Origin of the sequence: Providencia sp. SP181 (genome assembly GCF_050446505.1) — a bacterium.
GTDB lineage: Bacteria > Pseudomonadota > Gammaproteobacteria > Enterobacterales > Enterobacteriaceae > Providencia > Providencia vermicola.
The window spans coordinates 20,966-47,945 of sequence record NZ_JBBPXM010000015.1 but is presented as its reverse complement, the minus strand read 5'-3'; the positions used below and the strand labels follow the sequence as shown (position 1 = coordinate 47,945).

At 39.7% G+C, this 26,980-nt stretch carries 24 protein-coding genes and 1 other annotated feature; of the genes, 13 read left to right on the top strand and 11 right to left on the bottom strand.

What is annotated here, in order from left to right:
* Positions 1-15 precede the first annotated feature (15 nt).
* Both AABS66_RS18645 and rnm read right to left on the bottom strand, forming a co-directional pair.
* Complete coding sequence (locus AABS66_RS18645; protein WP_206086105.1) at positions 16-636, bottom strand: L-threonylcarbamoyladenylate synthase; 621 nt, start codon at positions 634-636, stop codon at positions 16-18.
* 148 nt (positions 637-784) lie between these two features.
* Positions 785-1,681 carry an RNase RNM gene (gene rnm / locus AABS66_RS18640; protein ID WP_206086106.1) on the bottom strand — a complete coding sequence of 299 codons (897 nt, stop codon included), beginning with the start codon at positions 1,679-1,681 and terminating at the stop codon, positions 785-787.
* A gap of 141 nt (positions 1,682-1,822) precedes the next feature.
* Positions 1,823-1,925: a sequence feature (Trp leader region), on the top strand.
* Between the two features lie 26 nt (positions 1,926-1,951).
* Between rnm and AABS66_RS18635 the strand changes: the two genes are divergently transcribed.
* The 8 genes from AABS66_RS18635 (at position 1,952) to AABS66_RS18600 (ending at position 13,469) form a co-directional block, all read left to right on the top strand.
* A complete protein-coding gene (locus AABS66_RS18635; RefSeq protein WP_206086107.1) occupies positions 1,952-3,526 on the top strand; it encodes an anthranilate synthase component 1 in 1,575 nt (524 codons plus the stop codon).
* Positions 3,526-4,137, top strand: a complete 612-nt coding sequence (locus AABS66_RS18630) for a glutamine amidotransferase-related protein (RefSeq protein WP_206086108.1) — start codon at positions 3,526-3,528, stop codon at positions 4,135-4,137. Before AABS66_RS18635 ends, AABS66_RS18630 begins: the two co-directional genes overlap by 1 nt.
* 20 nt (positions 4,138-4,157) lie before the next feature.
* Complete coding sequence (gene trpD / locus AABS66_RS18625; protein WP_206086109.1) at positions 4,158-5,159, top strand: anthranilate phosphoribosyltransferase; 1,002 nt, start codon at positions 4,158-4,160, stop codon at positions 5,157-5,159.
* Position 5,160: 1 nt separating this feature from the next.
* Positions 5,161-6,537, top strand: a complete 1,377-nt coding sequence (gene trpCF, locus AABS66_RS18620) for a bifunctional indole-3-glycerol-phosphate synthase TrpC/phosphoribosylanthranilate isomerase TrpF (protein WP_430225271.1) — start codon at positions 5,161-5,163, stop codon at positions 6,535-6,537.
* Between the two features lie 59 nt (positions 6,538-6,596).
* Entirely contained in the window at positions 6,597-7,787 is a 1,191-nt protein-coding gene (gene trpB / locus AABS66_RS18615) for a tryptophan synthase subunit beta (protein WP_272539865.1), read from the top strand.
* The gene (gene trpA, locus AABS66_RS18610) at positions 7,787-8,593 is read left to right on the top strand and encodes a tryptophan synthase subunit alpha (RefSeq protein WP_206086112.1); all 807 of its coding nucleotides are present in this window, start codon (positions 7,787-7,789) and stop codon (positions 8,591-8,593) included. Before trpB ends, trpA begins: the two co-directional genes overlap by 1 nt.
* Before the next feature lie 509 nt (positions 8,594-9,102).
* The gene (locus AABS66_RS18605) at positions 9,103-11,259 is read left to right on the top strand and encodes a filamentous hemagglutinin N-terminal domain-containing protein (RefSeq protein WP_206086113.1); all 2,157 of its coding nucleotides are present in this window, start codon (positions 9,103-9,105) and stop codon (positions 11,257-11,259) included.
* Between the two features lie 530 nt (positions 11,260-11,789).
* A complete protein-coding gene (locus tag AABS66_RS18600; protein WP_206086114.1) occupies positions 11,790-13,469 on the top strand; it encodes a ShlB/FhaC/HecB family hemolysin secretion/activation protein in 1,680 nt (559 codons plus the stop codon).
* A 345-nt stretch (positions 13,470-13,814) separates the two neighbouring features.
* On the opposite strand, the gene ompW is transcribed toward AABS66_RS18600, so the two are convergent.
* Positions 13,815-14,465: an outer membrane protein OmpW gene (gene ompW / locus AABS66_RS18595; protein WP_206086115.1), complete on the bottom strand. Its 651-nt coding sequence runs from the start codon at positions 14,463-14,465 to the stop codon at positions 13,815-13,817.
* Between the two features lie 417 nt (positions 14,466-14,882).
* On the opposite strand from ompW, the gene AABS66_RS18590 reads away from it, so the two are divergent.
* Positions 14,883-15,638 carry a YciC family protein gene (locus AABS66_RS18590; protein ID WP_206086116.1) on the top strand — a complete coding sequence of 252 codons (756 nt, stop codon included), beginning with the start codon at positions 14,883-14,885 and terminating at the stop codon, positions 15,636-15,638.
* A 63-nt stretch (positions 15,639-15,701) separates the two neighbouring features.
* Here AABS66_RS18590 and AABS66_RS18585 read toward each other — a convergent pair whose 3' ends face one another.
* Complete coding sequence (locus AABS66_RS18585; protein ID WP_206086117.1) at positions 15,702-17,501, bottom strand: SulP family inorganic anion transporter; 1,800 nt, start codon at positions 17,499-17,501, stop codon at positions 15,702-15,704.
* A gap of 225 nt (positions 17,502-17,726) precedes the next feature.
* On the opposite strand from AABS66_RS18585, the gene AABS66_RS18580 reads away from it, so the two are divergent.
* Positions 17,727-18,284, top strand: a complete 558-nt coding sequence (locus tag AABS66_RS18580) for a septation protein A (RefSeq protein WP_206086118.1) — start codon at positions 17,727-17,729, stop codon at positions 18,282-18,284.
* A gap of 68 nt (positions 18,285-18,352) precedes the next feature.
* On the opposite strand, the gene AABS66_RS18575 is transcribed toward AABS66_RS18580, so the two are convergent.
* The gene (locus tag AABS66_RS18575; RefSeq protein ID WP_206086119.1) at positions 18,353-18,550 is read right to left on the bottom strand and encodes a YqaE/Pmp3 family membrane protein; all 198 of its coding nucleotides are present in this window, start codon (positions 18,548-18,550) and stop codon (positions 18,353-18,355) included.
* A gap of 290 nt (positions 18,551-18,840) precedes the next feature.
* On the opposite strand from AABS66_RS18575, the gene yciA reads away from it, so the two are divergent.
* Complete coding sequence (gene yciA, locus AABS66_RS18570; protein WP_430225270.1) at positions 18,841-19,269, top strand: acyl-CoA thioester hydrolase YciA; 429 nt, start codon at positions 18,841-18,843, stop codon at positions 19,267-19,269.
* Between the two features lie 67 nt (positions 19,270-19,336).
* On the opposite strand, the gene AABS66_RS18565 is transcribed toward yciA, so the two are convergent.
* Positions 19,337-20,056 (bottom strand): TonB family protein, encoded by a 720-nt coding sequence (locus AABS66_RS18565; RefSeq protein ID WP_206086121.1) that lies wholly within the window; start codon positions 20,054-20,056, stop codon positions 19,337-19,339.
* Positions 20,057-20,182: 126 nt separating this feature from the next.
* Positions 20,183-20,356 (bottom strand): YciY family protein, encoded by a 174-nt coding sequence (locus AABS66_RS18560; protein ID WP_206086122.1) that lies wholly within the window; start codon positions 20,354-20,356, stop codon positions 20,183-20,185.
* Positions 20,357-20,641: 285 nt separating this feature from the next.
* Here AABS66_RS18560 and cls point away from each other — a divergent pair, with 285 nt between their 5' ends.
* Together cls and AABS66_RS18550 are read left to right on the top strand one after the other, a co-directional pair.
* On the top strand, positions 20,642-22,102 hold the full coding sequence (gene cls, locus AABS66_RS18555) for a cardiolipin synthase (RefSeq protein ID WP_206086123.1): 1,461 nt from the start codon (positions 20,642-20,644) through the stop codon (positions 22,100-22,102).
* A 22-nt stretch (positions 22,103-22,124) separates the two neighbouring features.
* Positions 22,125-22,457, top strand: a complete 333-nt coding sequence (locus AABS66_RS18550; protein WP_206086124.1) for an HI1450 family dsDNA-mimic protein — start codon at positions 22,125-22,127, stop codon at positions 22,455-22,457.
* A gap of 35 nt (positions 22,458-22,492) precedes the next feature.
* On the opposite strand, the gene AABS66_RS18545 is transcribed toward AABS66_RS18550, so the two are convergent.
* From AABS66_RS18545 to oppC, 4 genes are all read right to left on the bottom strand, one after another.
* Entirely contained in the window at positions 22,493-23,884 is a 1,392-nt protein-coding gene (locus AABS66_RS18545; protein ID WP_272573174.1) for an SMI1/KNR4 family protein, read from the bottom strand.
* A 175-nt stretch (positions 23,885-24,059) separates the two neighbouring features.
* Entirely contained in the window at positions 24,060-25,061 is a 1,002-nt protein-coding gene (gene oppF / locus AABS66_RS18540) for a murein tripeptide/oligopeptide ABC transporter ATP binding protein OppF (protein ID WP_206086126.1), read from the bottom strand.
* Positions 25,058-26,047, bottom strand: coding sequence for an ABC transporter ATP-binding protein (locus tag AABS66_RS18535; RefSeq protein ID WP_430225269.1), 990 nt, complete (start codon positions 26,045-26,047; stop codon positions 25,058-25,060). The genes oppF and AABS66_RS18535 overlap by 4 nt, the downstream gene beginning before the upstream one ends.
* An 11-nt stretch (positions 26,048-26,058) precedes the next feature.
* Positions 26,059-26,967, bottom strand: a complete 909-nt coding sequence (gene oppC, locus AABS66_RS18530) for an oligopeptide ABC transporter permease OppC (RefSeq protein WP_206086128.1) — start codon at positions 26,965-26,967, stop codon at positions 26,059-26,061.
* Between the last annotated feature and the right edge of the window lie 13 nt (positions 26,968-26,980).

Sequence of the window (26,980 nt, the reverse complement as noted above, 5' to 3'; positions counted from 1 at the left end):
ACCTAAATAGCTTATTTATTCAAAGGGTGATGGATCCCCTGTGCCAACACGGGCTACAACAGGTGTATCATCAGTAAAATCAATGACTGTGGTAGGTTTCTGTCCGATATAACCACCGTGGATCACTAAATCCACTTGTTTATCTAATAAATCACGAATTTCTTCTGGATCAGATTGGGTAAAATCATCACCAGGCATAATTAAACTCGTTGACATCAGTGGTTCGCCAACCGCTTCAAGTAAATCTCGTGCAATCGGATTTGATGGTACGCGCAGGCCGATTGTCTTACGCTTTTCATTCATTAAACGACGAGGGACTTCTTTGGTGGCTTTTAAGATAAATGTATAATTACCTGGGGTATTATTCTTAATTAAACGAAAAACTGTATTATCTACGTGTGCATAGTTAGAAAGCTCAGAAAGATCACGGCACATTAATGTAAAATTGTGGTTAGTATCTAACTGACGGATACGACAAATTCGCTGCAATGCATCTTTTTCTTCTAAACGACATCCAATGGCATACCCCGAATCAGTAGGATAAACAACCACACCGCCTTTATTTAGAATTTCAACACTTTGACTGATTAACCGAGCTTGCGGGTTATCCGGATGGACATAAAAAAACTGGCTCATATATACCTCAACAATTTGGTATCGACAGCATCACCCGGCAAAATACCTAAAAATGGCACTATCTCTTTGCTCAATCGAATGATTGATTTTAATCTAATCACTCTATGTATAGTATTATTTTACACCGACCGACCAATACATCAATGAATTAGCGATTTTTTACGTCCTGCCACAATGTCCAAACTGCTTGCTCATCATTTGGTAACCATAGGTTTCGCCCTAATTCAATCCAAGAACAAGGACGGTGAAAATCAGACCCCACAGATGTTCGTAAATCCGCCATTTTAGCCAATTCAGCTAAATATTGTTTTTCATTAGGGGGTTGCTGGCAATGGGAAATTTCCATCGCATCGCCCCCATGCTCTTTAAAATAAGCAATCACACGTTTTAACCATTTATTTGAAAGCTGATATTTAGATGGATGCGCTAAAACAGCCACGCCGCCAGCGGCATGAATCGCCGCAATGGACGCTTCAATACTACACCATGTTGCAGGCACATAACCTGTTTTGCCTTTAGACAAATAGCGTTTAAATACATTGTTGATGGTTTTTTCTTTGCCTATTTTCATAATATATTGCGCAAAATGCGCTCGGGTAACTTGCCCGCCACCCGATATACTTTGGGCGTTCTCCCACGCATCTTCAATGCCCGCTTTTTGTAAACGGCGGCCTATCTCAATACCCCGAGCTTCACGACGAGCCGATTGCTCCGTAAGTAACGCAACCATTGCTGGGTGTTCAGAGGTGAAATTTAAACCGACGATATGGATTTCAATATTTTCCCAAAGTGTTGAGATCTCAACACCATTCACTAACTCAATCGGCTTTTCGTTATCGCGTATATACTGTCTTGCCTGTATTAAGCCATCACACGTATCGTGGTCAGTGATAGCTAGAACATTGACGCCTTTTTCAATGGCTCGCTCGATTAATTCCTCTGGCGTTAAATCCCCATCAGAGGCTGTCGTATGGCTGTGTAAGTCGTAGCGAGTCAGTAGCGGTGTGGATACAGGTTGCAAGGTGATATCGTCTCCAATTTCCATAAATAGCTATTTTTTCCTAATAAATTAACAAAATACTTGACACTTCAAATGCGATCCAGTTTACTAGTACGCAAGATGGCTTACAGCCAATAACATTCAGTTTATCCAGTGAGGCACATTATGGCTTTAATTAACTTAACAAATCGTTGGTGGCGTGACTTCCCAAATTGGGCGGAAGCCGCACGCGCATAGTTAAACCATGCCTCAGTGCCAAACCCGCCCTTCATACGGCGGGTTTTTTAATGTCAAAAATTAGCGTAAGGCAACAAAATGAACAAACAAAACACCACATTAGCACATTTTACGTATCTGGATAGCCCAATTAACTATCAGCCAGACCCAACGTTGTTATTCAATCACTTATGCCATGCAATTCCATCAACCATGTTGCTGGAGTCAGCTGAAATCAATAATAAAGCTAACTTACAAAGCTTATTGATTGTTAACAGCGCATTGCGTATTCGCGCTTTTGGCCAACGCGTTGAAGTTGAAGCGTTAACATTAAACGGCCAAGCCTTGCTGCCATTATTGTTAGCGCAACTTTCTGGGGTAATTTCCACCCATACCATTGAAACGGCATTATTAGTTGTCACCTTCGAGCAACCTAACCCTGCTTTAGATGAAGACAGTCGTTTAAAAGCAGCATCATGCTTAGACGTGTTACGTGCATTACCTGCCTTAGCTCAAACTTATTCGACTAAGCCAGAAACGGTATTTGTAGGAGGCTTATTTGCCTATGACCTTGTGGCAAACTTTGAGTCCATCCCTGACGTTAAAACTGTCAATCAGTGCCCTGATTATTGTTTCTTCGTCGCGGAACACTATTTAGTGATCGACCATCAAAACCAAGCGGCTCGCATTAAAAGCTGTGTTTTCAATCAAGATGAGCAAACGCTGGCGTCAGTTAAACAACGTCACAATGAAATTATTGCATCTTGCCGTCCATTTTTGCCCGCACTCCCTTTGCAAAGCGAGCCTAACTTTCAAGTTACACTGAGCAAAAACGACCAAGAATATGGCGCTATTGTCATATCATTAAAAGAGGCGATTTATCGTGGAGATATCTTCCAAGTAGTGCCCTCACGAAAATTCACCATGCCTTGTTCACATCCACTGATTGCCTACCAAAAATTAAAAGCGCAAAACCCAAGTCCTTATATGTTTTATATGCAAGATCAGGATTTTACGTTATTTGGCGCATCACCAGAAAGTGCATTGAAATATGCCACCAGCGACCGGAAGGTCGAAATTTACCCTATCGCAGGTACTCGCCCACGCGGTCGTGATGCACAAGGGGATATCGACCTCGATTTAGACAGCCGCATTGAACTATCAATGCGTACAGATGAAAAAGAGCTAGCAGAGCACATCATGCTTGTTGATCTTGCACGTAATGATCTTGCCCGTATCTGTGAAGCAGGTACCCGCTATGTGGCTAACTTAACCAAAGTCGATCGTTATTCCTTTGTGATGCATCTCGTTTCCCATGTTGTGGGAACATTACGTCACGATTTAGACATTTTTCATGCTTATCAAGCCTGTATGAATATGGGCACATTAACGGGAGCCCCCAAAGTGAAAGCCATGCAATTAATTGCGCAGTATGAACAACAGCGTCGTGGCTCCTATGGCGGTGCGGTGGGTTATTTCAACGGCAGAGGTGATTTCGATACTTGTATCGTGATCCGCTCAGCCTATGTAGAAGATGGCATTGCGACTGTGCAAGCTGGTGGTGGCGTCGTATTGGATTCGTTCCCTCAAGCTGAAGCAGATGAAACGCGCAATAAAGCACGCGCCGTGATCCGTGCGATTGCCCAAGCCCACCAAGTGAAGGAGTTATTCTAATGGCGAATATTTTACTGCTCGATAATGTGGATTCTTTCACTTACAACTTGGTCGATCAACTGCGTGCGAATGGCCACCAAGTCGTTATTTACCGTAATACCGTGAGCTCAGAACATATTTTATCTGTATTAAACCAAATGAACTCACCAATTTTAGTGTTATCACCAGGGCCAGGAAAACCGAGTGAAGCAGGCTCTATGCCTGAAGTCTTAAAACAGGTTATCGGCAAAATTCCTGTGATTGGTATTTGTTTAGGCCATCAGGCTATTGTTGAGGCTTACGGTGGTGTTGTCTCTTCCGCGGGGGAAATACTACATGGTAAGGCTTCACTTGCTACCCACGATGGGCAAGCGATGTTTGCTAATCTCGAAAATCCTGTTTCAGTCGCGCGCTACCACTCTTTAGTGGGTAGCCAAATTCCTGAAACACTGACTATTAATGCGCAATCCAACGGAATGGTCATGGCTGTGCGAAATGAGCAAGACAAAGTGTGTGGATTCCAATTTCACCCTGAATCTATTTTAACCACTCAGGGTAAACAGTTGTTAGAAAATACTGTGGCATGGGCTCTTTCTACACCCAATGCAAGCACCACGACTCATTCGCACTAACGGGATATAGAGAGCCAATTATGCAAAATATTTATGATAAATTATTCAACGCGCAGCCACTGACACAACAAGAAAGTCAGTATTTATTTAATGCCATTATTCAAGGTGAATTAACCGAACCACAACTGGCAGCCGTACTTATCAGTATGAAAATGCGTGGTGAACAACCTCAAGAAATTGCAGGTGCCGCCCTTGCCTGCTTAGAAAATGCCCAACCATTCCCTCGACCTGATTATCAATTCAGTGACATTGTGGGTACGGGGGGAGATGGCGCAAACAGTATTAACATTTCAACGGCTAGCGCATTTGTAGCCGCTGAAGCTGGAATTAAAGTCGCTAAACATGGCAATCGCAGCGTATCTAGTCGTTCTGGATCATCAGATTTATTAGCGGCCTTTGGTATTGCACTTGATTTAAGCGCTCAAAGTGCTCGGGACATTTTGGATGATTTAGGCGTGTGTTTCTTATTTGCCCCTCAGTACCATAGTGGTTTTCGCCATGCAGCACCTGTTCGTTCACAACTGAAAACACGAACATTATTTAACGTCCTTGGGCCATTAATCAACCCAGCTCGCCCACCCATCGCGTTAATCGGCGTTTATCAAGAAGCGCTGGTAAAACCCGTCGCTGAAACCTTAGATATGCTTGGTTTTACCCGTGCAGCTGTGGTACACAGTGGAGGGATGGATGAAGTTTCACTTCATGCCACAACCCAAGTTGCTGAATTAAAAGACGGTGTGTTACATCATTACCAATTAACCGCCGACGATTTTGGCTTAACACCGTATCAATTACGTGATTTGGAAGGCGGCACTCCTGATGAAAACCGTATTCTACTGACCCAGTTATTACAAGGCCATGGTAAAGCCGCTCACGAGGCTGCAGTCGCGGCTAATGTGGCAATGTTAATGCGGATTAATGGCCATGAAGATTTAAAACAAAATAGCGAACATGCTCTCTCAATTATTCGCAGCGGCAAATCATTCGACCGAGTCACTGCGCTCGCGGCAAGGAACCAGTAAAATGAAAGCGACTGTATTACAAAAGATTGTTGATGACAAAGCCGTTTACCTTGTTGAACGTAAGGCTAAACAGTCCTTAGACAGTTTCATTGACACATTACAGCCAAGTCAACGCAGCTTCTATGATGCATTAAGCGCTAAGCGCCCAGTGTTTATTTTAGAATGTAAAAAGGCGTCTCCTTCAAAAGGGTTAATTCGAGAAAATTTCGATCCCGAAGTGATTGCGAAGACCTATGCACCCTACGCATCTGCGATTTCCGTCCTCACTGACGAAAAATATTTCCAAGGCAATATGGATTATCTGACGATTGTCAGTAACACAGTTAAGCAACCTGTTTTATGTAAAGATTTTATTATCGATCCATACCAAATATACCTTGCACGTCATTATCAAGCTGATGCTATCTTATTGATGTTATCGGTATTAAATGACGAAGAATATGTGGCCTTAGCGAATGTTGCACATCAATTAAATATGGGCATTCTAACGGAAGTCAGTAACGAAGAAGAATTAGAACGAGCCATAAAATTAAAGTCTAAAGTGGTCGGTATTAATAACCGGGACTTGCGTGATTTATCCATTGATTTAAATCGCACCCGCGAATTAGCACCGCGTTTAGCGCCAGAAACAATTGTGATCAGTGAATCCGGTATTTATTTACACCAGCATATTCAATCTCTTAGCCAATATGCTAACGGTTTTCTGATTGGTAGCGCTTTAATGGAACAAGATGACCTTGCAAAGGCACTGCAAAAATTGCTCGTTGGTGAACATAAAGTGTGCGGCTTAACCCGTGAACAGGATGCAAAAACCGCTTTCGACGCGGGTGCTTGTTTTGGAGGATTAATATTTGCTGAATCCTCCCCTCGAAAAGTGACGCTGTCACAAGCTGAACGTATTGTTCATTCCGCCCCGCTAAAATATGTTGGTGTATTTCGTAATCAATCGGCCGATTTTGTCGCGCATATCGCGAAAAAGTTAGCGCTCTTTGCCGTGCAGCTACACGGTAATGAAGACCTACAATATATTCAAGAAGTTCGCTCTCAATTACCAAGTTATTGTGAAGTGTGGAAAGCGCTGGATATGTCGCAAGCAAACGTATCTGAATACGAAACTCAAGATATTGATGTTCTATTACTCGATAACGGGCAAGGCGGAACAGGTAAAAGTTTCAATTGGTCGGCCATTCCAACAACTGCAAAGCAAAAGCTAATGATAGCGGGCGGATTAAATCCTCAAAACTGCCTTCAGGCCGCGAAATTGCTGTGTAATGGGCTTGATTTTAATTCTGGTGTCGAAATTGAGCCTGGTATTAAGAGTGAGCAAAAAATTAAGTTAGTGTTATCAACGTTGCTGGCTGAATCAACAATCCAATAAAGCAATAAGATAAGGCTAAACAATAATTACGTTTTAACTGATGAGATGGATAACAAATAATGAGCAAATTAGATCCGTATTTCGGTGAGTTTGGTGGGCAATATGTGCCAGAGATTTTAATCCCTGCACTCAATCAATTAGAAGATGCCTTTATTGCTGCACAAGACGACGCAGAATTTATCAAAGAATTCCATGACCTACTTAAAAACTATGCAGGTCGTCCGACAGCTTTGACCCTCTGCAAAAATCTCACTGCAGGCACCAAAACAAAGTTGTATTTAAAGCGTGAAGACCTGCTTCATGGCGGGGCGCACAAAACAAACCAAGTTTTAGGCCAAGCGCTACTGGCTAAACGTATGGGCAAAACAGAGATTATCGCTGAAACAGGTGCGGGGCAACACGGTGTTGCGACAGCATTAGCTTGTGCGCTTCTCAACATGAAATGCCGTATTTATATGGGCGCTAAAGACGTTGAACGTCAATCCCCTAACGTATTTCGCATGAAACTGATGGGCGCAGAAGTTATCCCTGTTCACAGTGGTTCCGCCACCCTAAAAGATGCTTGTAATGAAGCACTGCGAGACTGGTCTGGCAGCTACGATAACGCGCATTATCTACTGGGCACTGCCGCTGGCCCACACCCTTACCCAACCATCGTGCGTGAATTTCAACGCATGATTGGTGATGAAGCAAAACAGCAGATTCTTGAAAAAGAAGGCCGTTTACCCGATGCAGTGATTGCGTGTATTGGTGGTGGATCCAATGCCATTGGCATGTTTGCGTCTTTTATCCCTGAGGAAAATGTCAATCTTATTGGCGTTGAACCTGCAGGTTTAGGTATCGAGTCAGGGCAACATGGCGCCCCATTAAAACATGGACGCGTGGGTATCTACTTTGGAATGAAGTCCCCAATGATGCAAACTCGCGAGGGACAAATAGAAGAATCTTATTCAATATCTGCAGGGTTAGACTTCCCTTCAGTTGGGCCACAGCATGCACATTTAAATAGCATCGGTCGTGCTGAATATGTCTCTATTACCGATGATGAAGCATTAAATGCCTTTAAACTTTTATCTCGCAAGGAAGGCATTATACCTGCGTTAGAATCTTCTCATGCTTTAGCTTATGCGTTAAAAATGGCAGAACAAGAACCCAATAAAGAGCAATTATTAATTGTGAATTTATCAGGTCGCGGCGATAAAGATATTTTTACTGTGCATGATATTTTAGCTAACAAAGGGGAAATTTAATGGAACGTTATAACCAACTTTTTGAACGTCTAAACAGCCTAAATCAAGGTGCTTTCGTTCCCTTTGTGACATTAGGTGATCCCGATGCTGAAACATCACTGAAAATTATTGATGCTTTAATTGAAGGTGGCGCTGATGCGCTAGAGATTGGTATTCCCTTTTCAGATCCTCTGGCAGATGGCCCGACAATTCAAAACGCCAACCTGCGAGCATTTAAAAGTGAAATTACACCCACAATTTGCTTTGAATTATTAAGCCGCATTCGAGCAAAACACCCAACCATGCCAATCGGTTTATTGGTATATGCAAACCTCGTTTTTACAAATGGAATTGAAAATTTCTATATCCGTTGCCAGAAAGCAGGGGTTGATTCTGTATTAGTTGCAGATGTTCCCATGAGTGAATCAAAACCTTTTCGTGAAGCTGCCCTTACCCATAATATTGCCCCTATTTTTATTTGCCCTCCTAATGGTGACGATGCCTTATTACAACAAATCGGCGAACATAGCCGTGGGTATACTTACTTATTATCAAGAGCTGGTGTGACGGGTACTGAACAACGTGCTCAAATGCCATTAACACATTTGGTCGATAAGCTTAAGCAATATCAAGCCGCACCTGCACTCCAAGGGTTTGGCATTTCTGAACCAGAACAAGTCACCGAGGCAATTAAAAATGGTGCCGCTGGTGCCATTTCAGGCTCTGCTGTGGTTAAAATTATTGAAAATAACCTTGATAAGCCAGATGTCATGCTAAAAGCATTAACTGAATTTGTAACTAAAATGAAAGTAGCCACACAAAAATAATATATTTAAAATTTTAGCCACCCTATTTTACTGGGTGGCTTTTTTTTTTAAAAAAAATATTAAATACGCAATATTAGGATTAATTGCTTATTTATTTATCTAACTTATTTTTATTTATTAAATTTTTTAAATAAAAATTTCCAGCAACCATCTAAATTATTAACCTTAATAATAAAATTACGTACCTTTTCTTAATAAACATAAATAACTCTGAATTATCAATTTATAAATCAATATCATGGTTACGTGTTACTACCCGCGTACTATCCCTTACGATACCCATTACAGAGTAAATATAATTCGATGATTTATATCATATTTATGCTTACAATAATATAAAAGACCACTATTAAAAACATAAAGCTATTTTGTTCTTTTAATATTTAACTCAATCAACTTAAGTACAATTAAATTTTATTGCAAATAATAATAACGCATAATCCCTACGCTTTAATGGAATTTTAATTAGCTATTTTTAATTTTATCTATAGTCAATTTTAGGGATATTTATGAAACAATTTAATCATAAATCTATCAGCCAGCCTACGCTGAAGATTAAACCTCTGTTCTTAAGTGTATGCGTTATTTTAGGATCAGTTTCAGTCTCACAAGCTGCAATTACTAATATTAATGGCGCTGGAGTAATAAACCAAAATAATGGCCCGACTATCGTTCATATCAAAGGTGCAAGCGATAAAGGCGTTTCTCATAACATCTATAGCCAATTTGATGTTGATCAGAAAGGCGTTATTCTCAATAACAGTGCAACCAACACAAATACCACTCTGGGTGGTCAAATCAATGGGAACCTCAACCTAAATAATGGTAACGGCCCTGCAAAAGTGATTCTTAATGAAGTTAACTCCACAAATGCAAGTACCCTCAACGGTATGGTTGAAGTGGCGGGTCAGAAAGCACAAGTCATTGTCGCTAACGCATCTGGGATTACATGTAATAACTGTGGTTTTATTAATACCGACCGCGTTACCCTAACAACAGGTAAACCTATTGTTGCGGGGGGAGAAGTACTTGGCTATAACGTAGAAAAAGGCCAGATCATCATCAATAGCCGCTTACAGTCTGATTCTCCAACAGATATTATTGCGCGCTCGGCAGTGATCCGTGGTGATATTAACGCAAAAGAAATTAATATTGTTGCAGGTAATAACTTTGTTGATGCAAAGGGTAACTATGTCACTAATGTACAAGGTGTAGGTTCAACAGCTCGAGTCGGTATTGATGTGTCCGCATTAGGGGGTATGTATGCCGATAAAATTACATTAGTTTCAACAGAGAGTGGTACTGGTGTATCCAACTATGGCAGCATGGTTGCAGGCTCGGGCGGTATCAATATTGATTCAAAAGGCCTGGTTTATAATCAAAACGCCAAAATGAATGCCAACGGTAAAATTAATATCAAAACTAACTCAGGATTGTACAACAACTCCACAATCGCGAGTAACAATGATATTGATATCAATACTAACAATGGCATTTTAAGTAATGTGAATGGCCAGATTAAATCCAATGGCGGTAGTGTTACATTAACCACAGGATCAAACATTGATAACCGAAGTGGTATTGTTGATGCACAACAAAATATTAATCTGGTATCAACTAACTTGTATAACACTAACGGCTCAATCAAAACTAACCGTGGTGATATCGATATTCGTTCTACGGGAACCATTGAAAACTATTATAACTTACGTAATAACGTCATTAATACAGATAATCGTGGGATCCGTTCAGGAAACAACGTAACTATCAATGCGGGTAAAGTTGTCAATAGTAACTCAACAATTTCAGGCCGTGATATTGCGATTAATGCACGTACTTTAATTGCTAATGAAAACAGCAGTGAGATTGTAGCTAAACGTCGCATTGATATAGATGCTGAGACATTGCAAAACAGCAATTCACTGATCAAAACCACCAATGGACAAACGAATATTACGTTGTCTCACAACCTAGTAAACAATGGTTATGCAGCTATAGATAGCGGTAAAGCACTAAACATTACGGCTAATATCCTTCAAAACCAAGGTTCTTTAGTTTCTAACTCGGGAAAATCTAAATTTAATGTTTATAGCTTAATCAACCAATATGGTTACATCAAAGGAACTAATTTAGATATTAAAGCAACGAATGTAACAAACAATCGTGGCCTGATTACCGCTGACAACGACGTTGTTATCAATACGACTTCTCTGGATAACAGCTATGCAAGCGGCTTCAATGCTTATGCCAGTAAGTTCGGTGTTTCAGGTAGAACAGGCGGAATCTATGCTGAAGACGGCGCGGTTAACATTAACGCAAATAGCTTGAACAACTACTCAGGTATTATTGCTGCGGATGCATCTCAAAAAGCGGGAGTCAAAGGTGATATCAATATTAAATTGAGAAATGACTTAGATAACCGTTACGGTAAAATTCAAGGTGCAAATACTGTCAAGCTTGATGTTAACAAGTTAAATAATACTTATTCAGGCTTAGTAGATGCAGGTAAAGATTTAATCATTGATGCATTTACTCGTGTTGATAATAATAATGGCCGTTTAAGTTCTATGGGAACCACTAAAATTACAAGCCCTGTAATTTATAACAGCCCATACGGAAAAATCTTAGGCTCCATGATCATTTTAAACACACCTAATTATTACTAATTAGAGCATAAAGGAGGCTAATTAGCCTCCTTTTCATATTAAATTTACCTCTTTCAACCTAATTAGTTGTTATTCCTTACTCTATATAAATTCAGTTAAAACTATTTAATATCTCATTGAAATAAATCATAATTAAAAAACTCAAAAAACAAGTAAAAACACCTAAATACACCATTTTGGGATTTATTGTATCTAATTAATATTTAATAAAAAAAATATAAAACCAATATTTTATATCATTATCATAATATACACCGAACTAATGGCTTTTCACTTATTTCATAACTTAATTAATATAATTAATTTTCTTTAAATCCCATTTTAACGCATAATCTAAAAGTTTATAAACTTACTTAAGACTATTTTTCTCGGTGAAAGCCCATAGGGATATACATGAAAAAAAACTCAAAAAAAATTAATTACCAATAAGAACAATCTTATATAATAAAGAATAAACCTTCATCATAAAAATATTCTTAATTATATTTCCAATATTTTTTAATGATCATTTAAGAATAAAAGTGGTGGCCATGAATTTTCGTTTTATTTTTTTATCCAGTACCCTATTCGCTTTCCCATTTTATGCATCAGGGACTCCCTCTTCGACCGTTGATCAACAAATCAATAATCAAATAAGCCAAGATAAATCTCGCCAGCAACAAATACAATTAGAAGCTAAAGATGTTTTAGGGAAAAAACAAGAACGCGCTAACAATATTCTAATCTTTGATAAAGAAGAACAATGTTTTGATATGAAAAAAGTAATTTTGGTGTCTGAACCTAAATTACCGTCAATGCGCCCTCTTGAAACTTATGCTAACCAAGTTGTAGGAGTCTGCATTGGAATTAAAGGGGTTGAAACATTAGCAAAAGGCTTACAAGATAATATTATTAAATCAGGTTATGTCACCACTCGAGTCAATATCCCTGAGCAAAATATTAGCGAAGGCATTTTGACGCTAGAGATAATACCCGGCAAAGTCGCTAATGTAAAATTATCTGAAGATAGCGATACCTATATTACGCTCGGTGCAATCATGCCCGCAAAAGAAGGCGATATTCTGAATATTCGCGATATAGAACAAGGCTTAGAAAACTTGGAACGCATTCCTGGAGCCAAAGCCAATATCGAATTATCCCCAGGGAAAGATTTCTCTACATCAGATATCACTATTCAACGAGAAAAATCCCCCCATGTTAATGTCGGGGGATATTACAATAACTCAGGCAGCCGCCAAACGGGTAAAGACCAAGTTGGTGTAACCATTTATGGTAATAACTTAACCAGTTTGAATGACACAGTGTATATTTCAGCAGGTAAGAACCTAAAAAACCAAGAACGATACAGTACAAGTAATGCCGCAATTTACTATGCTGTACCCTACAATTATTGGCTTTTTTCTATCTATGCTAGCAAAAGTGATTATAAACAAACGATTAAAGATATTGTCAGTTATAAATATTATGGCGACAGCAAATATTACAATGCGACTGCTAGTAATGTTTTTTTACGTGGGCAAACATTCAAAGATACCGCGTCTATTCAGTTAATAAAGCGTAAATCAGAGTATAAGCTTGAAGATGTCAAACTATTGTCTCAGGAGAGGAATTTAACCACCTTTAAAGTGGGAGTCAATCACCGACAAAATATCGACAATTCAACACTGGATGCCTCAATCAATTATCAGCGTAACGTTCCTTGGTTAGGTGCGGAACAGAGCTGGGACATGAAATACGGCGATGCAAGCCATATGGCCCGAGTTTTTACACTGGATGTGTCTGGCATGATCCCTATCTCTTTTGATAATTTTGTCATGAGTTACAATCCTCAGCTTTTTGTTCAGTACAGCAAGGACAGATTAACAATTCAAGATCAATTTTCACTCGGTAATCGATGGACAGTACGTGGTTTTGACGAAGAATTTTCACTTATTGGTGATAAAGGCTTCTATTTAAGGAATGAATTTAACTTTTATATTCCAGGTTTTTCTTTCTATCCTTATTATGCGATTGACTACGGCCGTATATTTGGTGGTGTATATCCTCTTGGCCTTTATTCCGATGACCAACTTTTAGGAACGGCAATTGGTATGCGTGGAAGCGTCAATATCTTCAGTTATGATTTATTTCTAGGCGCTCCACTTTATAAACCCGATGAGTACGAAACCAATAGCGTCAACGCAGGATTAAATGTTCAATGGTTTTGGTAATGTGACAGCTTAGATCAGCTGACTAAAAGCTAAATATCACAATGAGGTATTTAGCTTTTATGTCCCTGTAAATATTTCCCCTCACCTAATGGCGCTATCATTTATTTCGTTCTTTAACAATCAAGATAATAAAATAGACAAAAAAAGTGGTAACTCTATATTTTTAATATTTAAAAACCAAGTAATTGTAATGCAATATGCGCTTTATTGTTATAAAAATGTTTAATTGATCTTACTGTCTTTATATAATGAAAAATCCGAGAATATAAATACTCTCGGATTTCCTACTGCACTCTATTCCATCAGAATTCAGGTATTAACCTGTATTGCATCCTATCAAAACTATTAGAAGCGATAACCTGCTCCAAACATAAATACAAATGGATCTAAGCGAGTACTTACTTTTTGTTGCTCACCCATTGCTTTATATTTTACATCCGTTTCAATATTCATCCACCAAACTGATGCGTTCAACATCCAGTTATCAGTCAGCATATAATCCATACCTGCTTGTGCCGCAAAGCCCCAAGAGCTAGATAGGTCTAAATCAGATAATTGATATGTGTCTTTACCTTTGGAATTAAATTTTTCATCAAAGAAGAACGTATAGTTCAGACCTGCGCCTAAATAAGGGCGTAATTTATCTTGTTTACTACCAAAATAATATTGTGCCATTAAGGTTGGCGGTAAATGTTTAACAGTTGCAATATTACCAGTTACACCAGTGCCAACTTTGTGTTCAAACGGCGTTGCTGCTAATAATTCCACACCGATATTATCAGTGATCATATACCCAAAGGTTAAACCTAATTGTGTATTATTACTAACACCAAACGAATCATTTAATCCATATGCTCCTAACGCATTATCCGAGCCTGCATTAGGTCTTACAGTTGCAGTACCGGCGCGAAATAGAAAATCGCCAGCTTCATGAGCAATAGAAGCAGCTGGAGCTAAAGTTGCAGCCGCTAATACAAGCGCAGTGAGTTTTTTCATTATCAATCCCATTCCTGTGTTTTTATTTTAGTAAAATATACCGCATTATATAAATTGATGTTCAAATCAAGATCACATCTTTTACCAATTTATAGGTAATCCAATAAATATAGTTTTATTATTCCATCTATTCTTTTTTTAATTTTGATTTAAATCAATTTTTGGAAAATAACTAATAAAATAAAAACTTGATCCTTAAATTTATATATTTACCCTATACATAAAACATATATTTAAAATGCAATTTAAGTAATTCTAATTAACCCTCTCAATTAATTTGGTTAAATATTGAGAATCATTCCCTTTACATACTTACGTTAACTTCCCGAAATTTCTTATCTTTCTCTACCTCTATGTCTGATACTCAGTTACAATTGCCTTAAAATTTTGATCCCGTTTGTAGATAGGAGCAGTTAAATGTCCATTTCGGCCAACTCACTCATCAGTGACAGCGTTAATTTTTTCAAAAATCAACTGAGTGGCCTTTTCACCATTGTTGTGTTGGCAACGGCGGTGAGCCTCGTGATTTACGCAATGATGATCCCGAATGAACAAATGATTGGTGTGCTTGCTCAAGCACAAAACCAAATGATTGAGTCAGGGAATGCAGGTTTACAAGATTGGATATTAGGCCTTTCAGAGCAAGACAAAAGCAGCATTCTACGTGTTTCCTTTGGGCTAATTCTTTCTGTAACGCTAGGCAGCTTAGTGCTTATCTGTGGCACTTTATCCTATATTGCAGGGATGTCCCGCGGTGAAGCCATGAATGCGACGCAGGCACTTAGCGCTTCATTAGGCAAAGCCCCTTCTATGTTTTTGTTACTCGTTGTTTGCTCACTTCTCATTCAACTTGGCATCACCATTATGGTGCTCCCAGGGATTGTTCTAGCGATTGGTTTTTCTCTCGCACCAGCTATCTTAATTAATGAAAAAACAAACCCGTTTAGTGCGATGGGTAAAAGCTGGAAAATGGCGTATGCAAACTGGCGTGTTGCCCTGCCAATGATTTTAATTTGGATGGCTGCACAAATGTTGGTGAGTGTATTATTAAGCAGCTTACAGATGAACCACATTGTCATTAACGGTATATCATTCCTGCTGAATAATATCGTTGCTGCTTTCGCCTTAATTTATTTCTACCGTTTATACATGTTAGTCAATAAAAACGCTTAATTTCGATTTAAAAAAGGGAGCCAAGTGGCTCCTTTTTTCTAATGCAATCAATTGAGAAAAATCTTAATTCTTTTCTGGTTTCAAATTAAGTGATTCATCAATATCTTCACAATCCCTTTGTTGTTCTAACGCGTTCATCTCTTCTTGCGCTTTTCTCTCTTCAACACATTTAATTTGAATTTGTTGCTTACTTTGAATTAAACGAATTGCAAAATAAATATCAGGGACAACTAATAAATCATCATCAGAGCGTGTAATTTTATTTTGTTCTAGCCAACGTTTAATTGATGTACGACGCCCTGCCAACACTAACGTGACACCTTTCGCTTTCAAAGATGTGACGATATCATTAAGAGTTGAAAATACACTCACATCATTATGGGTAAAACTTACCGCGGCGTCGACGATCACCCATGCAGGTCTCTTTAATTGGTTATCTAAGTGCTTATTCAACCGCTCTTTAAAGTAATTCACGTTGAAGTAAGTCAACGGAGAGTTAAAACGATAAATTAATACACCTTCAATAGGTTGAATATCATTATCTGATGTCATTGAATGCAACATGCCTTGCTCATCCACACCAAGTTGCTGATCGGTTGGCCTAAATATCACTCGGATAAACTGCAATAAACCCAATAATACGGCTAAACCCACACCACTGATTAGCCCAACTAGCAACACAGCAACTAACGTAAAGACACATAAGAAGAAGGCTTCTCTATTACGCTTACGCATGGATAAAATACTACGAAAGCTAATTAACGAGAACGTCGAAACGACCAGTACCATTCCCAAGGCTGGCATCGGAATATATTCCAATAAGTCCATAGAAAATAACAATACGGCTAAAATCGTTAGTGCCGCAACAATAGAAACGAGCTGAGTTTTCCCCCCCATCATATCGTTAACTGCAGTACGGCTGCTTGCCGCACTCACCGCAAAGCCTTGGGAAAACGCAGAGGCGATGTTGGCTATCCCTAATGCACGTAGTTCCTGATCCGCATCAATAGCATAGCCATTTTTACTAGCGAAACTACGCGCAGTCATCATAAAACTGACAAAGCTGATCACTGCCAAGTTCATTGAAGGAATAACTAAGTCGCGTAGCAGTCCCGGTGGGAACTCGGGCATTGGAATAGAAGGCAACCCGTCTCCTAAATCCCCGACAATACTAATACCATACTGTTCAAGATTAAACACGATACTAGCAACCGTCGCGAGAACCATGGCAATCAATAATGATGGCCACTTACTACGCACACGTTTAATAATTAATGTGACTGCTAATGTTGCCGCCGCAACCAATAAGGTTGGTATATGCGTTTGTGCTATTGATTGAGGAAACGCAATAAGGCGCTCGATAAATCCTGCAGGTAATGTGGTAATACCAAAAATTTTACCCATTTGGCTAACAACGATGGTTAATGCCACCCCATTTAACAAGCCTTGTAATATCGGGCGGGATAGAAAATCAGCAAAAGTTCCTAAACGGAATCTTGCTGCAATCAAACACCAAATACCCGTCATGAGGCTCATTACAATGATTAACTGCCAGCGAACATTTTCATCCCCCATTGCAAGTGGAGCAACGGCAGCAGCAATAACCGCGCAAGTCGCCGCATCAGGGCCAATAATCAGTTGCTTTGATGTCCCAAACAACGCATAAAAAAACATAGGAAGGATACAGGCATACAATCCAACAATAGCGTTCACCCCCATTAATTCGGCATAAGCAATCGCAACAGGTAATGCCACCGCCGCAACGGACAATCCAGCTTTCACATCAGAACCTAAGTTTGAAAGCTGGTAGTTAAACAGCGTTTCTAAACCTGGCATCCAGACAAATAGCTTCGCCTTTATCATTGAGGAAAAACACCTATAAATTAGTAAGTTAAATTATCTAAAACCTTATTTATAGCCGAACTGATAAAGTTTATCTAGAAGTAAGTCAAATAATAGTAAAATTGTGCAAATATGATTGGTAACAAGGCATGTTTATTGGTAAAAAGGTGCAAACTTTTAACAATTAATGCCAATATCGGTTAAACTACTCTATTATCTTGACGTTGAGGCGCTGTATTCACTGTTATGAAACAACTTATTGATTTTATCCCTCTGATTATCTTTTTCATCGTGTATAAGCGATACGACATTTTTTACGCAAGTGGTGCCTTAATGGTCACTACACCACTGGCATTGTTAGCCACTTATCTTATTTATAAGAAAGTTGAAAAAGTAGCCAAGATCACCTGTGCTATTGTGATGGGTTTTGCGGCATTAACACTAATTTTCCACAGTGATGCATTCATTAAATGGAAAGTCACCATCATTTATGGTGCATTCGCTATCGCGTTATTATTCAGCCAATGGTTTACTGAAAAACCATTAATTCAACGTATGCTAGGAAGTAACCAAGAAATTAAGTTAGCGGATAGTTACTGGAATAAGCTTAATAGTGCATGGGCTATCTTCTTTGTTTTTTGTGCAGTTTTAAATATTTATGTCGCATTTTGGATGGCACAAGATATTTGGGTCAATTTCAAAGTATTCGGTCTGACGGCAGGAACACTGATTTTTACTGTGTTAAGCGTAGTATATATTTTTAAAAACATGACCAAAGAAGCGGTTGAAAAACACGAAGAGTAGTCATGTTTCTGAATATCTAAACAAAAAAACCTGCTTTATCTGATTGAGCAGGTTTTTTTGTTTTTAAGCTAATGTCGGTTTTGACCAAACGCTTTTTCAATCTTTTTGTCAGTATTGTATTGTGATAACGCATATACAGACCAGATAGCCGCTGGCAACCAACCAATTAAAGTCAGTTGTAAAATCAGACAAATTATTCCTGCAAATGGACGACCAATAGTAAAAAATTGCAACCACGGTAATAATATCGCCAAAATGAGTCTCATACTTTCTCCCCAAATACTTATCAACGGTTTATGGTTTAAGTATAGGCAATCTAGTCAATTGACTAAATACAAAAAACACTTCTAGCGTTTTCTTTGCATAACTCTAACTTTCAGCCGAATTTAAACACAATACGCCGATGTTCTGCGCTATTTATTGGATTTTATTGGCTAAACACGTTTTATTGGCGATACTTGGACAATAAGTCTGTAGTTAGAGTTTACTTGAGTATCAGTAATTTGCTATAAATGCTAACTAGTCGTTTTTATTCCCTTTTTAATAAGAGTTAAATATGCAATTACCAAACGGTGAATTGGTTTTACGAACCCTCGCCATGCCTGCGGATACAAACGCCAATGGTGATATTTTCGGTGGCTGGTTAATGTCACAAATGGACATTGGCGGTGCTATCCTTGCAAAAGAAATCGCGCTCGGCCGTGTTGTTACCGTCGCAGTGAATGGCATAAAATTTCAAAAACCTGTCGCAGTCGGTGATGTGGTCTGTTGCTACGCGCGCTGCTTAAAAACAGGTAAAAGCTCAATTACCATTAATATTGAAGTGTGGGTGAAAAAAGTTGCAACGGAACCTGTAGGCCAACGTTACCGTGCCACCGATGCGGTATTTACCTATGTAGCCGTGAATGATGATAATACGCCACGAGAGTTACCAACAGAAAAACAGCATTTCCAATTAGCCAGCTCTGAGCAACTCACTGAATAATCGTTTAATTCACGCTTAAATTAAAAAAGCACCGTTTTGGTGCTTTTTTAATGGCTTAATCAGCAAGTTACACTTGGCTAACCGTACCATCCAGTTTGAAGTAAATTTCGGTGACATAACCTTTTGCGGGTTGTTTCTCGAATGTCCAGCGGTTCATTGCTCGTTTAACATCTCGCTCAAACAAACCTTTCGGTGAAACCTCAACAAACTCGATATTCGTCACACGGCCGCCGTCGTCAATATCATAACGCACCTTAACATACCCCTCTTTCCCTAAACGGCGTGCACGTTCTGGATAAACAGGAGCTTGTTTATGTAGAGCCCTTGGACCACTTTTCGCGGTAGACTGGCTATTACTCGCCCCAGTATTTTTTGCGGTCGTTACTGGATTATTGTTTGTTTTCGGTGCTGTTGCATCTGATTTGATGTTATTCATCGCAAGTTGTTTTTCAACTGGCTTAACATCTTCTTTAATTTTTTTCTTTTCTTCCTGCTTTGGTTTTGGCTTCTTCTTCACTTCAGGTTTTTTCTTCGGCAAAACAATCGCAGGCTCAACCACAGGTTCGGGTTCAGGTTCGATAATCGGTTCTGGCTCTGGTTCGACAGGTGTTTCAACCTCAGGAACAGGCTCTGAAGCAGGTTCAGGGGCAGCAAAAGCAACCATCGCAATCGTCATTGGCTCAGGATCTCTAGCCAAATTAGGTTGATTAAAAATCCATGCCATCGCAAGACCTGCATGAATAGATAACGAAATGACGATAATTAAACTCCAACGGATCCAACGCATATGCAATTTCTACCCTACACCTGTCGACCTAAAAGAATATAGTCACTAGTTTAAATGCAAATAGCAATCATATTCAATAAGGTTTGTCATACAAAGTGAAAAATGTGAATGTGCGCCCTAATAACCCTACTCAACCCATTGAGTAAAAAGTAGTGAGTGTCGACGGCGATAAATATCGATTTTGCGCATGGCATAAATGTGCATATTGCGTCTTGAATGCCCTTCTAGCCAGCGTCGACGGCGACGTTGCACTTGTCTTAACATTCTCCAACGACCGACCTCATGCCTACTGCGTCTCATTTTTCTGCCCTTTTTTATGAAAAAATACGGTGAGAAAATATTATATTCCTTTGAAAAAAAGAGCCAAGAAGATCTTTTATGGTCTATCTCATAATAATTATTTAATTTCAATGTTTATTATTTCAATTTGAAATTATTATTTCCTCATGAATTATCTATTACACAAAGCTTTTACTGCAAAATTTTGCTAAATTCTATTAAGTTAATATATTGCTCACTGTTTTTTCAGGTAAAACTTCTTTTTTCGATGGTATTTCCCTATTAGCGAGAGGCATTTAATCCATTATGGCAACTGTTTATACCCTTATGAGTTGGCTTCTATTTTTCCTTTACTGGCTACTTATTGCAGCAATTACTGTCCGCATTTTAGTTAAAAGGAGGCCTGTGACCTCTGCAATGACATGGTTGTTAATTATTTATATCCTTCCTTTAGTTGGGATAATTGCCTATGTCGCCTTTGGTGAGCTTCATTTAGGGAAACGCCGTGTTGATAAAGCCCACCATATGTGGCCTTCTGTCGCCACATGGCTCGAAAACTTACGCCATTCAAAACATATTTTTGCAAATGAAAACAGTTCGGTAGCAGAACCGCTTTTTCAACTGATCGAAAAACGTCAGGGCATCGCTGGCGTTAAAGGAAACCGTATCCAACTATTAACCACTTGTGAAGATTCATTAAAAGCCATTGTTAATGACATTAATAATGCACAGCATTCTATCGAGATGGTGTTCTACATTTGGCAACCTGGTGGATTGGTTGATGGCGTAACGGAGGCTCTGCTAAATGCCGCTAAACGTGGCGTAAAATGCCGCATCATGGTTGACTCCGCAGGGAGTTGGCACTTTTTCCGCAGTGATTATCCTGCAAAAATGCGCGCAGCAGGCATTGAGTTTGTCGAATCGCTAAAAGTGAATTTAATGCGTTTCTTCTTACGTCGCATGGATTTACGCCAACACCGTAAAATTATCATTATCGATAACTATATTTCATACACTGGAAGTATGAATATGGTTGACCCTCGCTATTTTAAACAAGACTCAGGTGTTGGTGAATGGATTGATATTTTAGTGCGTATGGAAGGCCCTGTGAGCACCACTTTAGGGATTGTGTATGCATTTGACTGGGAAATGGAAACAGGCCAACGTATTTTGCCACCACCACCAGACAGCAATATTATGCCGTTTGAGCAAGCCAATGGTCACACCACTCAAACCATCGCTTCAGGGCCTGGTTTCCCTGATGAACTGATTCAACAATCGCTGATGACCGCCATGTTTTCTGCTCGCAAACAGTTAATCATGACAACGCCCTATTTTGTCCCTAGTGATGACCTTCTGCATGCTATCTGTACCGCGGCCATGCGCGGTGTCGATGTGAGCATTATCATGCCAAGACAAAATGACTCTTTCCTCGTTCGATGGGCAAGCCGTTCATTTTATAGCGAATTACTTGAGGCTGGCGTAAAAATTTATCAATTCGAAGATGGCTTATTGCATACTAAAAGTGTCCTTGTGGATGGCGAACTCAGTTTAGTTGGTTCCGTTAATCTCGATATGCGTAGCTTATGGCTTAACTTTGAAATCACCGTCGTTATTGATGATAAAAGTTTTGGTAGCGATCTGACGTTAGTTCAGTATGATTACATGGCTCGATCAACACGCTTAGAAATTGAAGAATGGGAACAACGCCCCTTCTGGAACCGCGTAGTTGAGCGTGTTTGTTATTTCTTTAGCCCACTGTTATAGCGTAAATGAATTAGGAAAGGTCATGACTGAGAAACACAATATACATTTAATCGATGAAGACGATATCATTGAAATGGCTTATGACCTTTTTCTCGAAGGCGCAATGGATAATCTAGAACCTGCTGACCAGCTTATTTTTGCCTTACAGTTTGAAGAATCTGGTGCAGCTGAAATCATTGATTTAACTGATAATTGGCAAGGTATTCTGCCGAGTGAGGCAAATTTATCACAGTTCAGTGAAGTGATTATTGGGCTAGCGAAAAACCCTGATGACGAACTCGACGATATCTTTGCTCGCGTCTTAATTAGCCGCCATCCTACAGAACCTTTCCACTCTATTCTCTGGAAAAAATAACGATTGAGGGGCATTAGCCCCCTCTTTTTCACATCTTAATCTTCTTTAGGAAAGTCGCCTGTCACTGAAAATTTTCGCAAATAATTCTGAATATTGGTCCTGACATATTCATTTTTCTCTTTTGGGAATTTTTTCCATGCACATTCTAATAGAGGAATAACATCAGGTATTACAGTATTAAGTTCAACTAGCGTTCGAATGGCCAGACAAGCCATGTCACCATCATCTGACGTAATGCTTGGATAAAAAAGTGCAGATTTTTCCTTAACATTCGTATCAGAACTCGCTGCATAAAGAGCAGTTCTCGCAAGGTTTAGGTTCGAATGTTTAAATAAATGAGCAAAATCTTCAGCTTGCGTGGCAGCTAAGTCTTTAAGTATGTACCCTGCAAAACGAATAAAATCGGCATCTTCCACACTTTTGATTAGCTCCAAAATATTATCTTTATAATCGGCTAAGTTCTCTTTTTGATTAAAAAAGATAGTACTAATCGCTAAATTTTGCCATGCACGGTCGGTGCTTTTTAACGCAGACATAAGGTATGAGGAAGCAATATTAGGTGCATATTGCGCTAAAACTCTCAAAGCCAGTTTTGACTCTTCCCCTTGGTTTTCTTTAATAATTTCGGTCAATAACACCAAACCTTTATCAGATAAAAGCTTAAGTTTAGTCAACCCTGACAATACCTGACATCTTAATTCCGAACTATCCATTTGGATGTATAAATCAAATAACGTTTGCTCATCACCGCCAATTCTGTGACCAAACCAACTAGTTTCATAGCCTTGAATAACTTCATCTAACCAACGTTCATACCATTGTGAAAAACTCAGTTCGTAAGAAAAGAAGAAAGGCTGATTAGAACCACACCAATGGTTTGTATAAATAATTCGCCCTGCATATTCCCCTGTAATCACTAATAATAAATCATATTCACACCCGCACGTTCCAAGGTAAAAAACACCTTGGTGAATATAGTTTTCTCGCTCATCGAATTCTTCATCACTGCAATCATCATCAAGGAAAGTCAGTTTCTGCCATTCCTCTTGGCTCATCGTAGGACTTAAAATAGAGGGTAATGCTGCGGTTTGATCAAAGCGGCTTTCGCTATCTTCAAAACGGACAATTCCATAATAAGGCCCTAGTCCACCATTACCAATTTGCGTTAAAAACTGTACAAAATCTTGCGGTAATGTCGCCCCCGTTCGCTTTTGCCATTTTTCAATATCTGCTAAGGCAATAACGGGGTTTAACTCATATTCATGGCTATCTGCACCAAATAAGTTTAACTCGCTATCTACTTGTTTAACTAAAGGGATTTTCTCACGAATTCGTGCTAATGCGTCGTTTGGATACTGTTCATTAATCTGCTGCCATTGGCGTAAAACCGAAACCGTCTCTTCATCCTGTAAAAAATCATTCGTCATTTATGTTGAACCTTTATTTTATTGCCTCAATGAATAATTAGTTTATTAACATGTTTTGCTTCCATTATTTATCAGTCATTATCTGAACACAGCTAAAAAAGTGGTTTTTAAGATTAATAACAAAAAAGCAGAGCCAATTGACTCTGCTTTTAAGGTTAATTGTTGGCAAAAATGATTAAAGAGGGTCTATTTTCAAACAAGAGACTGCATGTCTAAAACTACCTTCTAACAACGGACGCGTTTTCGCACACCCTTCATCTGCCAATGGACAACGTGTTCTGAAAACACAACCTGAAGGAGGGTTAATCGGTGATGGCAGCTCCCCCTCGAGTAATTCAATGCTTTTATTTTTTTCCTTGTCAGGGTCTGGCACAGGAACCGCTGACATCAACGCTCGAGTATACGGGTGTAAGGGGTTATTATAGACCTCATCATAGGTACCTAATTCCACGGCATGTCCCAAATACATCACCAGTACACGGTCAGAAATGTGCTTAACCACGGCTAAATCATGAGCAATAAATATCAGCGATAATTTCATTTCACGCTGTAGTTCTTGCAGTAAATTCACCACTTGCGCCTGAATGGATACATCCAGCGCAGAAACTGGTTCATCACAAATAACCAATTTTGGTTCTAATATCAACGCCCTAGCAATACCAATTCGCTGGCACTGCCCCCCAGAAAACTCATGGGGATAGCGGTTAATCAAGTTCGGTAATAACCCCACTCGCATCATCATCGCTTTTACTTTTTCGGTGATTTGCGATTGTGGCATTTTCGGGTGATAGGTTTTTAGTGGTTCAGCAATAATATCACCAATGGTCATTCGCGGGTTTAATGAGGCCAATGGGTCTTGGAAAATCATTTGAATATCGCTACGCACACTGCGCCACTCTTTATCACTTTTACCTAATAAATTTTGACCTAGCCAGCTAACGGTACCATCTGTCGCTTTGACTAAGCCAATTAGCGCACGAGCAAAGGTGGATTTACCACAACCAGACTCACCAACCACCCCCAGAGTTTCCCCTTCGTATAAGCGCAGTGTGACGCCATCCACCGCTTTTAAACTTTTGTCGGGTTGCCAAAACCACTGCTTTTTATCCCTAATGGAAAAGTGCACTTTTAGATCATTAACTTCCAGTAACACAGGCCTATTTTCATGAGTCGTCATACTAATTCCTCCATAGGCTTGAAGCAGGCACGCAGGCGGGTTTGCGCAAAGGATGATAAAGCAGGTTCACTTTCTACACATTGCTGTGTTGCATATTGGCAACGTGGTGAGAACGGACAACCTTTTGGTAATCTTAATAGATTTGGTGGGTTACCTGGTATTGTTGCGAGACTTTCATCATCCCCATCGAGTCGCGGAACTGCCGCTAGTAACCCCAAAGAATAAGGGTGAGATGGCTGATAAAAAATATCTTTGGCAGTGCCATACTCCATAGTGCGCCCCGCATACATGACCAACACTTTGTCGCAAACGCCAGCCACAACCCCCAAGTCATGGGTGATCAAAATAATTGCTGTATCAAACTCATCTTTCAATTCATTCAGCAACGTCATGATTTGCGCTTGTACCGTCACATCTAACGCCGTTGTTGGCTCATCTGCAATCAGTAATTTTGGTTGGCACAATAGTGCCATCGCAATCATCACCCTCTGGCGCATTCCGCCTGAGAATTCATGGGGATACATGTTCATACGCTTACGCGCTTCAGGCATTTTAACCGCATCCAGCATTTTCACTGATGCCTCGAAAGCGTCACTTTTGCCCATCCCCTTATGGAGCATCAGTACCTCAGATAGCTGCGTGCCAATTTTTAAGTAGGGATTTAATGACGTCATTGGGTCTTGGAAGATCATGGAGATTTCTTCAGCCCGCATCCGATTTAATTCTTTTTCTTTTAAATTCAGAATTTCACGACCATTAAACATCACCGAACCATTGATTCGGCCATTTTTTGCCAGTAGTCCCATCAAAGCAAATGCCGTTTGCGATTTCCCTGACCCTGACTCCCCAACAATACCCAAGGTTTCCCCTGCGCGTAAATCAAAATTAAGCTTATTAACCGCAGTGACATCGCCATCTTGCGTAGAAAAAGTCACACTCAAATCTTTAACTGATAACAGAGGGCTTTTGGTTGAATTTATTGACATAACATTTCCCTCTAACGGTCTTTCGGATCGAGGGCATCACGTAAGCCATCGCCGATAAAATTAAAACAAAACAACGTGATAACCAGAAAACCTGCAGGGATCAATAATAACCATGGTGTCACTTCCATCGAATTTGCCCCATCACTGAGCAAAGCCCCCCAACTACTGAGTGGCTCTTGTGTGCCCAAACCTAGGAAGCTGAGGAATGATTCAAACAAGATCATGCTCGGTACTAACAAGGATGCATAGACTACCACCACACCCAGCACATTTGGCACAATATGGCGTAAAATAATATGGCGCGTGCTGACACCGCAAACTAATGCCGCTTCAATAAACTCTTTACGTTTTAACCCCAGTGTTTGACCACGTACAATACGTGCCATATCTAACCAAGAGACCATCCCAATTGCGACGAAAATCAATAAGATATTGGTGCCAAATAAGGTCACTAATAAAATAACGAAGAACATAAATGGAAATGAATTCAGAATTTCCAATAAACGCATCATGATTGAGTCAACTTTACCACCGACATAGCCTGCCAGTGAGCCATATAACGTCCCAACCACTACTGCCACCAGCGCAGCAGCAACGCCGACCATCAGCGAGATACGCCCACCAATTGCGACACGCACTAGCAAGTCACGCCCCGACGCATCCGTACCAAAATAATGGCCTGTCGCCATATCTGGCGGCATGGACATCATCTCCCAATCGGTATCATCGTATAGGAATGGTGATAGCATCGGCGCAAAAATGACAAATAATGTGATTAAAAACAACACACATAAACTGAAAATTGCCGCACGGTTATGCATGAAACGACGACGTGCATCTTGCCACAAACTTCGCCCTTCAATATCCAATTGCTCTGAAAAATTCGCCAGAGCTTCACTATTTTTTTGATTCGAAATCATAGCGCTTCTCCAA

Bases quoted from the DNA above. Each gene is read 5' to 3' on its own strand.
- AABS66_RS18645 (WP_206086105.1), bottom strand. From the start codon at position 636: ATGAGCCAGTTTTTTTATGTCCATCCGGATAACCCGCAAGCTCGGTTA.
- rnm (WP_206086106.1), bottom strand. From the start codon at position 1,681: ATGGAAATTGGAGACGATATCACCTTGCAACCTGTATCCACACCGCTA.
- AABS66_RS18635 (WP_206086107.1), top strand. From the start codon at position 1,952: ATGAACAAACAAAACACCACATTAGCACATTTTACGTATCTGGATAGC.
- AABS66_RS18630 (WP_206086108.1), top strand. From the start codon at position 3,526: ATGGCGAATATTTTACTGCTCGATAATGTGGATTCTTTCACTTACAAC.
- trpD (WP_206086109.1), top strand. From the start codon at position 4,158: ATGCAAAATATTTATGATAAATTATTCAACGCGCAGCCACTGACACAA.
- trpCF (WP_430225271.1), top strand. From the start codon at position 5,161: ATGAAAGCGACTGTATTACAAAAGATTGTTGATGACAAAGCCGTTTAC.
- trpB (WP_272539865.1), top strand. From the start codon at position 6,597: ATGAGCAAATTAGATCCGTATTTCGGTGAGTTTGGTGGGCAATATGTG.
- trpA (WP_206086112.1), top strand. From the start codon at position 7,787: ATGGAACGTTATAACCAACTTTTTGAACGTCTAAACAGCCTAAATCAA.
- AABS66_RS18605 (WP_206086113.1), top strand. From the start codon at position 9,103: ATGAAACAATTTAATCATAAATCTATCAGCCAGCCTACGCTGAAGATT.
- AABS66_RS18600 (WP_206086114.1), top strand. From the start codon at position 11,790: ATGAATTTTCGTTTTATTTTTTTATCCAGTACCCTATTCGCTTTCCCA.
- ompW (WP_206086115.1), bottom strand. From the start codon at position 14,465: ATGAAAAAACTCACTGCGCTTGTATTAGCGGCTGCAACTTTAGCTCCA.
- AABS66_RS18590 (WP_206086116.1), top strand. From the start codon at position 14,883: ATGTCCATTTCGGCCAACTCACTCATCAGTGACAGCGTTAATTTTTTC.
- AABS66_RS18585 (WP_206086117.1), bottom strand. From the start codon at position 17,501: ATGATAAAGGCGAAGCTATTTGTCTGGATGCCAGGTTTAGAAACGCTG.
- AABS66_RS18580 (WP_206086118.1), top strand. From the start codon at position 17,727: ATGAAACAACTTATTGATTTTATCCCTCTGATTATCTTTTTCATCGTG.
- AABS66_RS18575 (WP_206086119.1), bottom strand. From the start codon at position 18,550: ATGAGACTCATTTTGGCGATATTATTACCGTGGTTGCAATTTTTTACT.
- yciA (WP_430225270.1), top strand. From the start codon at position 18,841: ATGCAATTACCAAACGGTGAATTGGTTTTACGAACCCTCGCCATGCCT.
- AABS66_RS18565 (WP_206086121.1), bottom strand. From the start codon at position 20,056: ATGCGTTGGATCCGTTGGAGTTTAATTATCGTCATTTCGTTATCTATT.
- AABS66_RS18560 (WP_206086122.1), bottom strand. From the start codon at position 20,356: ATGAGACGCAGTAGGCATGAGGTCGGTCGTTGGAGAATGTTAAGACAA.
- cls (WP_206086123.1), top strand. From the start codon at position 20,642: ATGGCAACTGTTTATACCCTTATGAGTTGGCTTCTATTTTTCCTTTAC.
- AABS66_RS18550 (WP_206086124.1), top strand. From the start codon at position 22,125: ATGACTGAGAAACACAATATACATTTAATCGATGAAGACGATATCATT.
- AABS66_RS18545 (WP_272573174.1), bottom strand. From the start codon at position 23,884: ATGACGAATGATTTTTTACAGGATGAAGAGACGGTTTCGGTTTTACGC.
- oppF (WP_206086126.1), bottom strand. From the start codon at position 25,061: ATGACGACTCATGAAAATAGGCCTGTGTTACTGGAAGTTAATGATCTA.
- AABS66_RS18535 (WP_430225269.1), bottom strand. From the start codon at position 26,047: ATGTCAATAAATTCAACCAAAAGCCCTCTGTTATCAGTTAAAGATTTG.
- oppC (WP_206086128.1), bottom strand. From the start codon at position 26,967: ATGATTTCGAATCAAAAAAATAGTGAAGCTCTGGCGAATTTTTCAGAG.